Annotated in this window: 13 protein-coding genes; 3 read left to right on the forward strand and 10 right to left on the reverse strand. The window is 48.8% G+C overall.

The window, feature by feature from the left end; genetic code table 11:
- The first annotated feature begins 101 nt into the window (after nucleotides 1-101).
- Nucleotides 102-617 carry a polysaccharide deacetylase family protein gene (locus tag BW974_RS16535; protein ID WP_139328911.1) on the forward strand — a complete coding sequence of 172 codons (516 nt, stop codon included), beginning with the start codon at nucleotides 102-104 and terminating at the stop codon, nucleotides 615-617.
- A 1,143-nt stretch (nucleotides 618-1,760) separates the two neighbouring features.
- On the opposite strand, the gene BW974_RS16540 is transcribed toward BW974_RS16535, so the two are convergent.
- Nucleotides 1,761-2,255, reverse strand: coding sequence for a DoxX family protein (locus BW974_RS16540; protein ID WP_076431364.1), 495 nt, complete (start codon nucleotides 2,253-2,255; stop codon nucleotides 1,761-1,763).
- 527 nt (nucleotides 2,256-2,782) lie between these two features.
- On the opposite strand from BW974_RS16540, the gene BW974_RS16545 reads away from it, so the two are divergent.
- Together BW974_RS16545 and BW974_RS16550 are read left to right on the forward strand one after the other, a co-directional pair.
- Nucleotides 2,783-3,316, forward strand: a complete 534-nt coding sequence (locus BW974_RS16545; RefSeq protein WP_076431615.1) for a CAP domain-containing protein — start codon at nucleotides 2,783-2,785, stop codon at nucleotides 3,314-3,316.
- 154 nt (nucleotides 3,317-3,470) lie between these two features.
- On the forward strand, nucleotides 3,471-3,800 hold the full coding sequence (locus BW974_RS16550; RefSeq protein ID WP_076431365.1) for a hypothetical protein: 330 nt from the start codon (nucleotides 3,471-3,473) through the stop codon (nucleotides 3,798-3,800).
- Nucleotides 3,801-3,941: 141 nt separating this feature from the next.
- On the opposite strand, the gene BW974_RS16555 is transcribed toward BW974_RS16550, so the two are convergent.
- The 9 genes from BW974_RS16555 to BW974_RS25810 form a co-directional block, all read right to left on the reverse strand.
- Nucleotides 3,942-5,699, reverse strand: coding sequence for a hypothetical protein (locus tag BW974_RS16555; protein WP_076431366.1), 1,758 nt, complete (start codon nucleotides 5,697-5,699; stop codon nucleotides 3,942-3,944).
- A 1,938-nt stretch (nucleotides 5,700-7,637) separates the two neighbouring features.
- Nucleotides 7,638-7,961, reverse strand: coding sequence for a DUF7344 domain-containing protein (locus tag BW974_RS16565; RefSeq protein WP_076431368.1), 324 nt, complete (start codon nucleotides 7,959-7,961; stop codon nucleotides 7,638-7,640).
- A gap of 165 nt (nucleotides 7,962-8,126) precedes the next feature.
- Nucleotides 8,127-8,738, reverse strand: coding sequence for a helix-turn-helix domain-containing protein (locus tag BW974_RS16570; protein WP_076431369.1), 612 nt, complete (start codon nucleotides 8,736-8,738; stop codon nucleotides 8,127-8,129).
- 202 nt (nucleotides 8,739-8,940) lie between these two features.
- Nucleotides 8,941-9,336 (reverse strand): toxin-antitoxin system TumE family protein, encoded by a 396-nt coding sequence (locus tag BW974_RS24810; RefSeq protein WP_139328912.1) that lies wholly within the window; start codon nucleotides 9,334-9,336, stop codon nucleotides 8,941-8,943.
- Nucleotides 9,337-9,390: 54 nt separating this feature from the next.
- Nucleotides 9,391-9,888: a winged helix-turn-helix domain-containing protein gene (locus tag BW974_RS16585; RefSeq protein WP_076431371.1), complete on the reverse strand. Its 498-nt coding sequence runs from the start codon at nucleotides 9,886-9,888 to the stop codon at nucleotides 9,391-9,393.
- A gap of 827 nt (nucleotides 9,889-10,715) precedes the next feature.
- A complete protein-coding gene (locus BW974_RS16590; RefSeq protein ID WP_076431372.1) occupies nucleotides 10,716-10,994 on the reverse strand; it encodes a hypothetical protein in 279 nt (92 codons plus the stop codon).
- A gap of 566 nt (nucleotides 10,995-11,560) precedes the next feature.
- On the reverse strand, nucleotides 11,561-11,944 hold the full coding sequence (locus BW974_RS16595) for a HalOD1 output domain-containing protein (RefSeq protein ID WP_084186344.1): 384 nt from the start codon (nucleotides 11,942-11,944) through the stop codon (nucleotides 11,561-11,563).
- Nucleotides 11,945-12,020: 76 nt separating this feature from the next.
- The gene (locus BW974_RS16600; protein ID WP_076431373.1) at nucleotides 12,021-12,497 is read right to left on the reverse strand and encodes a DUF7344 domain-containing protein; all 477 of its coding nucleotides are present in this window, start codon (nucleotides 12,495-12,497) and stop codon (nucleotides 12,021-12,023) included.
- Nucleotides 12,498-12,978: 481 nt separating this feature from the next.
- Entirely contained in the window at nucleotides 12,979-13,119 is a 141-nt protein-coding gene (locus tag BW974_RS25810) for a hypothetical protein (RefSeq protein ID WP_175609725.1), read from the reverse strand.
- Between the last annotated feature and the right edge of the window lie 30 nt (nucleotides 13,120-13,149).

Genomic DNA, 13,149 nt, shown 5'->3' on the forward strand with positions numbered 1-13,149 from the left:
GAACCTATATGTTATCCTCGCAGGTGAAACTGATTCACGCGAATTCTCCGGCTGTCCTCACAATGCCTATATATCCTGAGAAAGCGGAGCAACCATTCTTTATGTCAATCGAAGAATTGCAGGAACGCCAAGACGCTGGCGACCAGGTCATCGCACACGGCAGCACCAATGAACCATTCGCCGAGATACCTACGTCACAGTTGGACTCCCTTCTCATGCGCAACAAACAGTGGTTGCTCGAGAATAAGTTTGAGGGCGCGAACTTCGTCGTATATCCCGGAAACAACTTCGACAAAGCCGCACTTGAGGTGATCAGCAAATATCACTACATGGGTGGAATGAATCAGTCAGGCAATGTCAACACGACAGGCGTGAATGGGTTTAACCCACTCGTCATTCCCCGAACGATCGGTCACGATCTCGAAATCTGCAAACGTGCAGTGAGGCTTGCCGCAGACCACTCTCAATGCACCGTCCTCAACTTCCACAACTTCGACTCTAAGAACACAATAAACGTCAAAAAGTATGGGACGCTTCTATCGTATATCGATCAGACAAGCGGTATCGAAGCAATTGATTTCACAGATCTTTGGGAGATGCGGCGCACAGAACCGTGAACCACTTCCGGAGCAAGCCCTATGTACTCGATCTGCTCTGCCTGTAGGGCGTTTACCACTGTTGGCATTACAGAATCCAATCTAAAGAAAATACAGCGAGAGTTCCACGGGTCAGGTGACCCGTGGGTGAATCGCGTACGCAATCGCCACAACCGGAAGAGTTAGGGCGTCTTCGCACGGTATTCCAATTGGAGGCCATCGTTAACAACTTCTCAAAATCCGACTGCAACAAACTCGGTGAGACAGGTGGTGTCGGGCGGTGAGTGAAGCCGCCGACCTTCACGGTTCGGCGAGGTCGTTGTTGGACGGGAGTGCCGATACGACCGAACACACCGAATCGGGTGTTGTCGCTTCCACGCGACCGAAAGGGAGCGCGAAGGGAATTAAATTCGCCTTCGGTAGTCGAGTCCATTTTGGACTGTCTCCCAAGATGGTGAAGCCACGGGTCACCCGACCCGTGGTACTTCACTCTCATCGAGTATCGAATTGACATCCTCCCCGCCCTGAGGGGCGAGGATTCCTCAAAGAGGATATTCATGTTGCGCTTCAGCCTGTTGGGTACCACCATCAGCGTTAGACGACCAATTGGCCCGGACGTGGCGGACTGGGGTTCGACTTTTTTCTCGGGAGAGTGAGACGGCGAAGCCGTCGAACGGTCGAAGACCGGAACTCGAAACCGGGGACCGTCGGTAGTATAGATACGGCGGGAGGACCGTTAATCTTACCGTTCGTTAAATATCCGGCCCTGCAATCGGCGGCGGTTGACGAATAGGGTATGGGATTAATTCCTGCCTTCAAGGGCGAGACTTTCTCCTCAAATCTACGTAAGGGGATACGGCGCCGTCGTCGTCTTTGATGCACTGTGAGACGGGAACCCCACAGCTCCACAGAAAATACACTAACTACTTAAGTTAAAGGGGAACCCCGGATCCACAATCAATGCTTTCGTTGAAAGTATGGGAAACAACAATTGGTATGCCATTCCAATCCCAGTGCTTTCGGCTCCGGTGGATCACAGGTAACGCTGCGTATCCCACAGTAGACTGTAGCTACTGTGGAACACAATTCGGAGTATGGTTTCCAAACATTTGGTTATACACTACCTGATCTGTTGCAAGCACTTCTTGCTAATAAAACAAATATTTAGGCTTTAACTTGTTGGTCGATCCGATCATTTTGGCGTTTCGGAAGGAGTTCACGCCCGAAGAGTGCATGTTCGAGTGAGAGTGCACCTGGACCGCTAAATACTAAGGAGATCGCAATCAGGGTGAGCGTCAAAGTATATTCATAACCCGTCGGCCCATTGTTAACGACTGCAAATCCATTCGGAAGATGAACGAGCAACGTCGCGACAGCCATGTCGACCGCGATCAGGACTGCGACGTACCGCGTGAATAAGCCTACTAAGAGTAGGATACCGCCCACCAATTCGACAAGCCCGACAACCCACGCAAAGAGTTCTGGCGCTGGCACACCGAGTTGCGCAAGAAATCCTGCAAATCCGGCAATGCTGCCGGTTGATTTCGGACCGATACCGAATTTGCCGGCTCCAGCGACAACAAATACGATTCCCATTGCCAGCCGTATGAAAATTGGACTCCAGACGGCCCACCTCCTGCTTTGTGCTTGTGATTCCATAATGATTCTCCACTTGCTATATCGTCATTCCAAATATTAAATGTTTGTATATTAATGTGTAGTTTGCCAAATATGAATTCTAGCCGTTATTACTAATTTTAAATTAGATAAATAAATTATTGGGAATTTTATGACAAATCTTCATTCTTACTACCATAGGACATTCGTAGATCGTTACTTTGTGCAGTTTAATAATCTACAAGAGATCCTTTGACATCCTTCTGGACCTATCGACGCGGGAATCCACGAAGTTGAGGTTGCGCGTTTTCTCGGTTCTCAGTCGGACTAATTTACTTAATAAAAACGATGGATTAATTGAGAGATACCGAACTAAGGTTGCAGCGTGTATCCCCGCCAAATAGAGCAAGGCTTTGCGTCTAATTAATCCGTTCCTTTATATAGATGTTTCTAATTAACCATTTAAACTGTTTATTACAGTTTTTGCTTTATCATTTTCCGTTCAAATTTGGAGTAGCCGTCATTAGCAGATGAATAGCAATAGTGGATCGCTTGATACGGACAATTGCATGTCCGAACTCAATCGACGAAGGTTTCTTCGAAAAAGTGCAGCAGTAATTGGTAGTAGTACAACAATAGCAACGATTGCGACAAATCAAACAACCGCCCAATCAACTCACGAAGAATATGAGGAATGCGTTGAACGACGGATCCATGAGCAGATTAATAATATTCGAACGGAGCGGGGATTACAATCACTCGGATATAACAACCAACTCGGAGAAGCAGCCGATTATCACAGTCAAGACATGATTGATAAGAGCTATTTTTCCCACACCGCTCCAGATGGAGAAACCGTGGGTGATCGTTATCGAAAATTCGAGATATCATGCCAAGCGTGGGGTGAGAATATTCTCTACAACTACGCAAGCGATGAATCAGCAGCAAGCGCAGCGCAAACGAGTGTTGAGCAGTGGATGCAAAGTGACGGGCACCGACAAAATATCTTATCCGAAACGTGGGCGACCGAAGGAATTGGCGCACAAGTTGCCTTTGACGGTCGTCTGTATGTGACACAAAACTTCGGAGCTGGGTGCCGATAGCAGAAATAACCGGCACCACTGGAAATTGCGTTTCATCGTCCTTCTAAGATAGTTAAATGTAATTCAAACGTAACCTTCTTTTGTTATCTCAATAATATGAATAACTAATTATAAATATTTATTATATAAAACAATAAAAAAGTGTCACACGAGTATGAAACGATTCGATGAGAATAACAAACCTACTATGAATTTATCAATCCAATACCTCAACAAGTCATTTGGAATCATAGGCAGATTCTTGTTTATTAACGGAATTCATGAAGCATTTTTCTCATCAAACCTCCTCTCGAGCTTTAGCTATTACCTCATTATTTTGTTTTTGATCGGATCTGTGATAAACTATATCCGACCTATAGAGACACCATCTGTAACCGATAAAATTCAGGTAATCCGTGAAGTCATTTATAGTACGAAAATTTCAATAATGAATCAAAGACTTTCAGGCGCTCTCGGCGGAGAAACAAGGTCCAAAGACGAATAGTGGTTTCACTATTCATCAGTTCTACCAGACATCTATGGAAAATAGAAACATTAGTGTCGACGGGCCACTCAACTCGTCCGAACGGGTTCCTGCAAAGCGCGTCGTGGAAGCAGGAAGCTCCGCGATAAAGCGCGGCGTAGTTCACCGAACCTCTGCGCGTACTTTGCTCTGTTTTCCTGATTCCGTAGAGTCATGAACATATACGGGGTCAACCGGCACTGAATCCAGTTCCGTCTGTATTTGTGCCTGACCAACCCACTCTTTGAAATCGTTGAACCGTAACTTATGTCGTGTTGGAAGCTTCTCGAACGGCTCCTGACCCGAAAAGAGGCGCTCATCCAAGTCGAATCGTTCATACATCTCGTCTCGATTGGGCCACGCCGGTTCAACCGGGCGACCAAGCGGAATCCGACGGTGAAGGAATTGATCGATATTGTTTACGAATGATGAATCGTATGGTTTATCGGGTGGACGATACCGAAGCAGATCCTCATCAAGCCGTTTGATAGCCTTTAATACGGTCTTCTGGTTGCGAACCGACGGTGGAGTCTGTAAGTGCCATGCCAACAGTTCGATGTCCGCGGCGACGAATGCTTCACAGTATGAATCCGCGAGGTGTGTCCGAAACGGGAGTGTCGGCTGGTTCTTGATTATAAAGAGATCCATTGCATTGTGGATCGAATTTGTCCGCTTCCAACAGGTCTTGAATTCCTTCTGAAGACTCTCTTTAAGCCATATTTCTGGAGCATCCACATACTCACACGGGAATAGCTCAATCATCTGTTTCATCACTTGGTGACGACTATTGGGATAGTAGCCGAGAGTATCGAGCACGAATTCGATAGGCTCAGGGTCAGATTCTAACCACGGAAGTGGCACGTTGACATCGAATAACTCAAACGACTTCTTTTTGAGAAAGTGGCCCTTGAAGAGCGTGTCGAAGAGGAGACCATGATACATCGTTTCAACGTTCATCTCCCCAACGTATCCGGCATGGTGGATATGAAGTGATTCCTTGATCCCTTGAGAATGTCGAACCTTATTTGCGTCGGCGAGCAGGTATCGCTCATCAGGGTCAAAGACGACATGGTCGGCGTCATATTGTTCCGCCAGTTGCTTCGCTACTACAACTTCATGACAACCAGACATACCGATGGTGTAGCACCGATCGATGTCGGGTACCTGTGAGAGAAGTACTCGCGCATCCGAACCGGCTGAGAGCAGTAATCCTTTTTCACCTGGATATTTGGATCGTCGTGCTATCGCTCGCTCCAGCCGTTTAGCGAGTTCATCGACATAATCGAATGACTGCGGATTGTACGTGAACCTGGAAAGCGTTTCGCAGGTTTCGGAGGTAAGATAGCCATCGAATGGAGCCCGGTGTAATTGCTCGAAACACGTTCGATTCCCAAAAACTGTTCCTATTTGGAAAAATTCGTTGAGGGACCGCTGATGAAGCCGTGGCTTCGAAATCGTTTGTGCAACAGATGCTGCGTCAGTTCCGAACACTCGCACACCAGCAGCGTCGGTATAGAAACATTCCCATGACCGAATCGGATCCGTAAGGACGATCGCTTTGCCACCGAATTCGACGACTGCTAGGTACGATCCATTGAGCTTCGAAAACGCTTCGAAGCCATGCGAGACGGAGTTTTCAAAAAGCCAGTGAGCTGTACTCTCGTAGTGGCTGTCTTGGGCAGATGCATAAACCTCACCCCAGATGACACAGAAGCCGCTATCGCACGTGTATGTTGCACTTCGTCCGTGATGCTCTAAATGTGGATCCCTAATACCCACGGTCACCCCATCTCCGCTGTGCACCTCATCAAATTCGTCTTCCGATCGAAGGTTAGCGAACTCCTCCCGCGATCCGAAGATGCCGAATAATTCTTTTTGCATCCGTCAACACCACCAAATACTACTGCGGAAAAGGAATTTGATCGTCGTACGCGTCGTTTTCCGAATAGCAGGTAGCGATTTCCGTGTCGTAATGTGATTATTACTCGGAATCGTGACTCCGTCTGTTTGTTCGTTAGCCATTCTCAGACAAATTTATGTGACAAATGAGTCTTTGTTATATACTTCCTGAATTTGCGTAATCAGGTGTTACTGGGAGCATGTAGTGAGATAAAATCGAGTTATTAGTTGATACGGTTATTTGACATCTTCCCTGCGGTAAACGGCGAGGATTCCTCAAAGAGGATATTCAGGTTGCGCGAAGTTTTCTCGGGAGCGAAGGGCGCTTTCGCGTCCTCCCTCGACGGTTCCCGTCAAATTATGACCAAAGACGTGGGTTTCAGCACGTATAGCCGTGTCAAAGCGGCCTTCTTACCGATGCGCAATCAGCGTTTCACCAGGAGTATCCCATACCTATCTACGAAAAGGTATTTATACCTTTATTTAACTATCTTAAACTAACTAAAATTACCATGGAATACGATATGGCGTGTACTTGGTATTCTTCAGCTTTGTTTCGCAAATCGTCATACAATGAATATTATGCCGCCCATACTTATTATCACTATCGTGTCTGTACATTTATGGCCAAATCGAGTTCGTTCAAGAACAGAGTTCAGAAGAACGCGTTCGGCAACGAGCAAATGTATGTCCATAAGTATCGATTCAAATATGACATCACGGGTGAAACAACACTTGAGCAATGCATCATCGACATCATTGCATTCGTCACTGATTATCCACGGGACGAAGCAAGATTACTAGTTCGTCGACGATGTCAGATCAATATTGACGACCACTTTTCGATGCTTGATCAGCTCGAAAAACCTAAACTCGTCTTCTGGATTGGTTGTCTAAACATTACAGTAAATTACGATGGGAGGATACTGGTTCGAAAAAGTAGAACACAGTGAGAGGGAACCCCACTAATAGATCCTTGAGAACCATTTGAGTATTTGTCGACAAATGTCTGATGTAGAACTCCATTCCATCGATATGATCCAGAGTGGTAGGAATATTTCGAACAGGAGCAAAAGCGAGTGATATTCTCCCGCGCCTACAGACGCAGCCTTACACAAGCCGGTCTTGCCGGGTTGGGATGTTTATGATTTATACCCCGACGAGGCGCTGGCCATGTCACGGTACCGGTACACCTCTCGTCCGGAGAATAAACGGGACTTGGAGGTATTTGATTGTTTTGTGTTGACCTGCCTGTCCGAGGGCTTACGTAATTGATGGGCTAACCACTGAATCACCGACCAGAATTCAGATTGTCGAGAATTGACGGTTCTCCGTCAATCTGACAAGGAGAGATACGCAGAGAGAACACCTACGAGGTTCGAATAGAACGGTTGACAAATAAAAACGGCGATGAAGCCACGTCCTCAAGGACGTGATTTCTCGCCTGAAATCTCTATTATGGGACGGAAAGGTTGTTGGTCTTTAATCGACTGTTGTCTAGCGATTTACTAGTATTAGATAATTAGAGTTATCTTATTGTATATTAGAGAGCGAAGGAGAGCTTCAGATGCTTCTACAGCGGCTATTGAGACTGTTCGGTAGTCACTGAACGTATGAATAGTACGACCGAATGTATCGGTGAGCGAGATATTGATAATCTAAATTCACTACCGGGTGCGTCACAAACGGAAGTACACAAATTCGGTACGCTTGCCAGACTTTCTTAGTTCTGCTTAGTGCAAAATGTGGGAGTATGAGTTACCGTGTCGCGGTGAGCAACTTCGATTGAATATCTGGTGTATAAGCAGAAGTGGAGTACATGGAATCACTGCCGATGGGTGCACATGAAATACATCCTCACTCAATTGGTGCAGGCGAATGGGCGTGCAGAATCAAGCGTCCCCTCAGATGACTCTCCGCCTAGAACCAGTGCTCGGGGAGCTCATCGCGATGCTCATCCATGAGCGTGAGGAGTGGCTGAATCTCATGAAACGCAGGTCCTCGCGTCACGACATCGGTATCGCGATCCCACTCGATGATGCGTGCATCGTCGAGCATCGGCAAGTGAATATGATACAGTCGCGTTTCGAAGCCAGTTACCTCCGCATCATCGGTAGCCATCTTCGCAGGGATGTCGGTTGCATCAAGTGGATTTGACGCAAGCAAGTTCATAAGAAGCCGCCGACGGGACGGGCTCGCGAACAGCTGCAACGACGTATCAAGTTCGACGCACGTTACTTCCATACACAACACCTAGAACCAGATTCCCAAGGCTGTTGGTCTCACTACTACCGGTGGATGATACCCCATGGTTCGCGTTCACATACCACTCCGAATGCCAGCAGATAGAATGCCCATGCTCACGCCGATCACAACCAGCTGCGTTCTCGTCCCGCGGTTCGCCCCGCATTAGTCGGTATCCGCAGTCTCTCGTTTCCGCTTTGCGGCGAGAAACTCCCCAACCAGCGTTTTGAGCGCTCGCCGCAGTCGCTGGGAGCAGGCATTCGAACTAATGCCAATTAAATCGGCTAACTCTCCGAGTGTGACATTCCGCGGAATATCCCAGTAGCCTCGTTGGTAGGCTGTCTCGATCACGTCGAACTGTTGGTCGGTGAGTGTGCCCCCCTTTTCGACTGGCATCACGGGATTGTAGAGCGCGTCCAACTGAATCTGGATATCGTTGTCCTGGCACATCTCCCGAAACTCCGCTAACTGTGGTCGGTCATCGAATTGCAGGCGGAACTCCCACTCATTAACATCGCCTTTCCCGCGCAACACTTCTGCCCGACTCTCGATCATCGGTTGGATGAGCGAATCGACCTCTGGTACCCATCGGATTTCGAAGAGATACCGGTCATCTGCTCGCGTGAGATACTCGGCGCTCTCGGTGAGCGAATCCTCCTGCAGTGTTGCTTTGATGTTCTCACGTTCGCCGCCTTCGACCCAGAACAGCGGGATGATACCTTCCCGGAGCGGAACGATGCGTTCGAGTTCAATCTCAAGACCGCTTCGACACCCCACAACACTTCGATCGATTCACCGCCCCAAAGTGGTGGCTCGTCTGCGAGGACTGCGGCGGTCGGATTGCCCGATATCGTCAGTCGAAGACGGTACGTAACCCCGAACAGTATTGTTGTAGCAAGTGCGGTGGGTCGATTCACGTCGAAGAGGGTGACGGTCGCTTACCAAATTCGGATTAAGTAGCTCTCACCAAGATTGTACGTTATGGGGGATTTGGTTGCTGGAGGCGTGTAAGGTCATCAGCATCCACCGCATCCCGCCAGAGTTGGAGGACAGCGAGAGTGACAAGTCGTACTGCTGTGACCTCAATACAGGATGGAACAGCATTGCCATGGGTTGCATCTGGTGGTTCGTGAAAGTGGTTTGTGGGGAGGTTTCGTCGAGGATGGTAGTCGTAGCGATAGTTGAAGTCGTCTCCTTCGGTGTAATGATAGCGGTAGTAGTGTTTGTCCGTCCACGTGATATCAAACCGTCCTTCATCGGTAGTAATCCCATCTTCGACGTAGAGATGAAGCGTCTCTGGATTCAGAGCGTTATCAAACTCTGAATCGGTAATGAGTGGCTCGTACTCTTCGGCAACTGTTCGTGCTCTCTTCATGAGATCCTGATCCGGAGCGCCAGTATCGACATACGTCCAATCGTCCGTCATGAATCAGGCTTCCGCGAGCCGATGGGCCTCGTCTACTTGCAGCGCAGCTTTTGCAAGAGCGAGATTTTGTCTCGTTGACCGCCATTTCCCAAGATCGCTCCACCCGTCATCACCGGGTTCCAGCTTGATTGCGAGGTCCTCTGGACTCCCGACGTCGTAGGTTTCTCTAAATTCCTGCAGTGTCTCGTTCATCTCTTGGATTCCTGCAATGAGATCTCGATGCGAGTGGGTCCTGCGGAGTTCTTTAATACGGTTGTCGATGCGATGGCCTTCATTACGCCTGTACAGCGTCGTACGCCCATCCTGGTGAGTGCTACCGATACCTTCGTCGACAAGTTCAGTCAGATATTTTCTGGTAGTTGGCTCACTCACTAGGGCCTGCTTCGCGATGTCACTAGCTTTTGTGTACTCCGTGGTTTCGGTGAGTATCTCTTTGACTCGCTCCCTGCCTGTTGTGGTGGCTTTCCATTCCTCTTTGACTCGCTCATCGATATCGGCCATACGTAGTACTGCGCACTGCTATGTAAAATAGTTTTCTCAAAGTCGTATTTCTTTCCACTGGTGTCGGATTTCCTGGATGCTTCTTGACTCTATTGCAGCCCTTGAATCTGACGAGATGGCACAGAACGCGCACAGCACGAATAGTTCGCCTTCGGCGCGGTTTCCCCAGACTCGTTATAGTCACCACCGAGAGCCACGAGAATCCCGCAGCCCACCAGTACACCGTATCCACCAATGACGGGACACTTCCTGTTCTGCCGTTCTTTGAGGAAATTTCCCATCGAGGGATGGTGTCTCATCCATTTACACCTCCTTCACTGTCCAAAAAGCGACCACTGTTCGTCGCATACTATTCTGAGAGTTCGATCGACCCTTCGAGCGTTCGAACCATTTCCAAGAGGTTGATGCCCACTGATGAAATGCAGAAATATACCTTGCAAGCATGTTCTCGTGTGACGGCGTGCTCTGATTGAGGAGAGTGACCAGATCACATCCTGCCCTTGCTATGGCGATTGGTTGATAAAGTCGCGGTAGTCGTTATAGCAATTTTCACAAACCACATGATCATCATCGATGATCTCATATCCCAAATTTACTCCCTGAATTGTCAACCAGGCATGCGGGTCATCGTCTGTAATCTGATTACCACACCGAGCACACGCTTGTTCTGTGGAGGGCATACTGAATCAGTGCATACACACAGCATGTGAATTGCCGTCAATCTTCGGGCGATAGAGATTTCAAGAAAATCTGCCCCATTCGTTCTCGTTTCGTATGTACCGATCAAACAAATCAATCGCTAGTTTCAGGGCAGTATGTGAAACCCGCTACTGCTCAGACGATTCAAACTGTTCAATCTTCTCCTGTAAATACTGGTAATTCAACTGCTGGGAATGCATGTACTCACCTTGAATATAGAGTGCCGCTTCAAGCAGCTCACGAGACCACACCGACAGCTGGTCGTGTTCGGGATGCTCGTCCACCCACCGATTGATACACTGAACAGTATCCATCAACTGAGTCGTTGCGGTTTCCATATCCGAGATTTCCGATGCCGTCATAATTTGTCGCTCGACATCATCTGCATCCCAATCAATTTCAGCCATAATCTTTGCTACAGAATAGTCTTCAATAGAGCTACGGATTCCTCGAAATACTGTCCTCTGTTTATATCGAAGATCTATTCAGATAAGAGAATAGAATACAATCCAGGAATTTTGCCAATATGTGTATTGACCTCAGCATACCATGTAGCTACTACGTAAGAGTGGAAACCGTGAGATCTACGCCCACCACTGATTTTCCCCGGCAGGTAAATCGTTGAGCCAGTGAGCGTAAGCTACTCAGTACCAAACCTCTGTGTGTCGAGCGTAAACAAGTTACTCACAAAAAAGATGCTGTCAGCTCGACAAGCGTGGAGGAATGAATTTCCTGCGGACTGCTGTCCACTCCACGTTTCAGAACAGGACTGCCAACACCCTCATGTGAGTAGGACTCAGAACTAGTATGCCGAATGCTAGCCAGTGGGTAGCGTTTGGCGAAGCGGAGGAAGAACCCGGAACTATGTAACAAGCCATATACTGACTTCCCTCTTCCTGCGTTTCGGATGGATACTAACATCAGCCCAATTTTGACTTCGGATTCCCGTTTCTAAACAGGAGATAGAATGTGCTCACTCCGAGCCTGGTAACTCTTCATACTCAGTAGACTCGGAGACAGTAATCCACCCATCACTCGCAACCTCGACGTGATACTGGTTATACCGGAAGGAAACACTCCCCTCGCTATCACGGGTCTGTCCGGCGGCCTTCGGCCCGAAGAAGCCGTCTTCAATCGCAGCGATATCCACACATTCGTATAGCGGCGGATCTTTGATCTCTGTCGGCACGACATCTGCGGCGTCCGCGATTGCGAAGATGATTTCGGTGGTGAGATCGCGGTGGCTCTCGCGTTCGTAGTGCGCCTGTGTTACAAACGTCATGTCGGGTTCGTCGGGTTTGTTTCCATCCGATGCAAGTTTGGTGCCATCCTCGGTGTGGTCATTACTTGAGGTCATCTGTCGTCCGCCGTGTGAACGTGTCTTAGGGTGGTATCATCCGCAAGGCAGTGATACCTCTTTGGGCAGCCATGGGTTACCGAGAGTCCTCGCGGTCAAACTCGCTGCGAGCGTGTGTTTCTTGCCGATTGTCGAGACTGCCGCCGGCACCCTCCAACGCCGCTAACACTTGCACTGCATGCGGCCCTGGAGTAATCGTCTCTGTGTCGCCATCAAACTCAATCACGTCCAAGTCGACGAGTTTCGGGACGTGGGAGTGATAGAGTGACGTATACATCTCGTGACGCGTGAGCGTCGCGATGTTCGCCTCTTTCGTATCAGTCTCCCACGCAGCGAGTTTGGTCGCAAGGTCATCGAGTGACCATTGGGTCTCTTCGGAGAGCGTGTAGACGAGATAGCGTCGTCGTGGATGCGCAACCGCCTCGAAGACGGGTTGTAACTCGAGGACAACTTCCGAAACATCAATATCGAGATCACGCTCGGCAGCACTCTCCCCGGCGGACTGACTGGAATGGTTCTCCCACTCGTCGGGAGGTGGCTCGTTTCCCGCCATAGTCAATGCTGTGGCGTCAAACGAAAAAAAAAATTCCGGTAGACACTGTTTTCCCGACCATATTCGGCAAATGCGCACTCGGTCTCCATATCTTATTATCTATATTGAATTCCATGTTCCAAGTGCGACTACTTGGAGTTACCTCGGAATGGCCAGCGGTGCTGTCCTTCTGTCGGTAGCAGATGGACCCACACCCGCTTAGTGCAACATGAGGCAGTGAGACAAACGAATCCTAATCTACTCTCCATTTACAGGTGGATCAAGCTTACTACCACCTGATTTCATACGCGGAAGAAACTACCCTCCGGGAGTGCTGCTGTAATCCGTTCGCGTGGCATGCAACAGAAGATGTTCCGCGAGGCGTTCCATGGAAAAGACTCATGAACCTATCCATTGTATACATTACTGTCGACCTCGCTGGTCGGCGTCGCGAAAACAAAATAATATGCGACATTTGGGCGAGTCAGCTTTGGAAGGCGACTCACTCGCCCAGTTTCCTTCGCGCCCACAAGACCCCGACAGCGATGAGTATCCAGCCAGCAGGTTGCTGGTTGGCGATGATCGTCGCTCCGGCGCCAATGAGCGCGACGGAAACACCATTCGGTGGTGTTTCTGTCGTCATTTTTCAGTCCGCGTTTTTAAGCGGACGCCG

Source organism: Haladaptatus litoreus (genome assembly GCF_900156425.1).
GTDB classification, from domain to species: Archaea; Halobacteriota; Halobacteria; order Halobacteriales; family Haladaptataceae; genus Haladaptatus; species Haladaptatus litoreus.

Bases quoted from the DNA above. Each gene is read 5' to 3' on its own strand.
- BW974_RS24810 (WP_139328912.1), bottom strand. From the start codon at position 9,336: ATGAAGAGAGCACGAACAGTTGCCGAAGAGTACGAGCCACTCATTACC.
- BW974_RS16565 (WP_076431368.1), bottom strand. From the start codon at position 7,961: ATGGAAGTAACGTGCGTCGAACTTGATACGTCGTTGCAGCTGTTCGCG.
- BW974_RS16550 (WP_076431365.1), top strand. From the start codon at position 3,471: ATGAAACGATTCGATGAGAATAACAAACCTACTATGAATTTATCAATC.
- BW974_RS16585 (WP_076431371.1), bottom strand. From the start codon at position 9,888: ATGGCCGATATCGATGAGCGAGTCAAAGAGGAATGGAAAGCCACCACA.
- BW974_RS16595 (WP_084186344.1), bottom strand. From the start codon at position 11,944: ATGACCTCAAGTAATGACCACACCGAGGATGGCACCAAACTTGCATCG.
- BW974_RS16535 (WP_139328911.1), top strand. From the start codon at position 102: ATGTCAATCGAAGAATTGCAGGAACGCCAAGACGCTGGCGACCAGGTC.
- BW974_RS16590 (WP_076431372.1), bottom strand. From the start codon at position 10,994: ATGGCTGAAATTGATTGGGATGCAGATGATGTCGAGCGACAAATTATG.
- BW974_RS25810 (WP_175609725.1), bottom strand. From the start codon at position 13,119: ATGACGACAGAAACACCACCGAATGGTGTTTCCGTCGCGCTCATTGGC.
- BW974_RS16545 (WP_076431615.1), top strand. From the start codon at position 2,783: ATGTCCGAACTCAATCGACGAAGGTTTCTTCGAAAAAGTGCAGCAGTA.
- BW974_RS16540 (WP_076431364.1), bottom strand. From the start codon at position 2,255: ATGGAATCACAAGCACAAAGCAGGAGGTGGGCCGTCTGGAGTCCAATT.
- BW974_RS16600 (WP_076431373.1), bottom strand. From the start codon at position 12,497: ATGGCGGGAAACGAGCCACCTCCCGACGAGTGGGAGAACCATTCCAGT.
- BW974_RS16555 (WP_076431366.1), bottom strand. From the start codon at position 5,699: ATGCAAAAAGAATTATTCGGCATCTTCGGATCGCGGGAGGAGTTCGCT.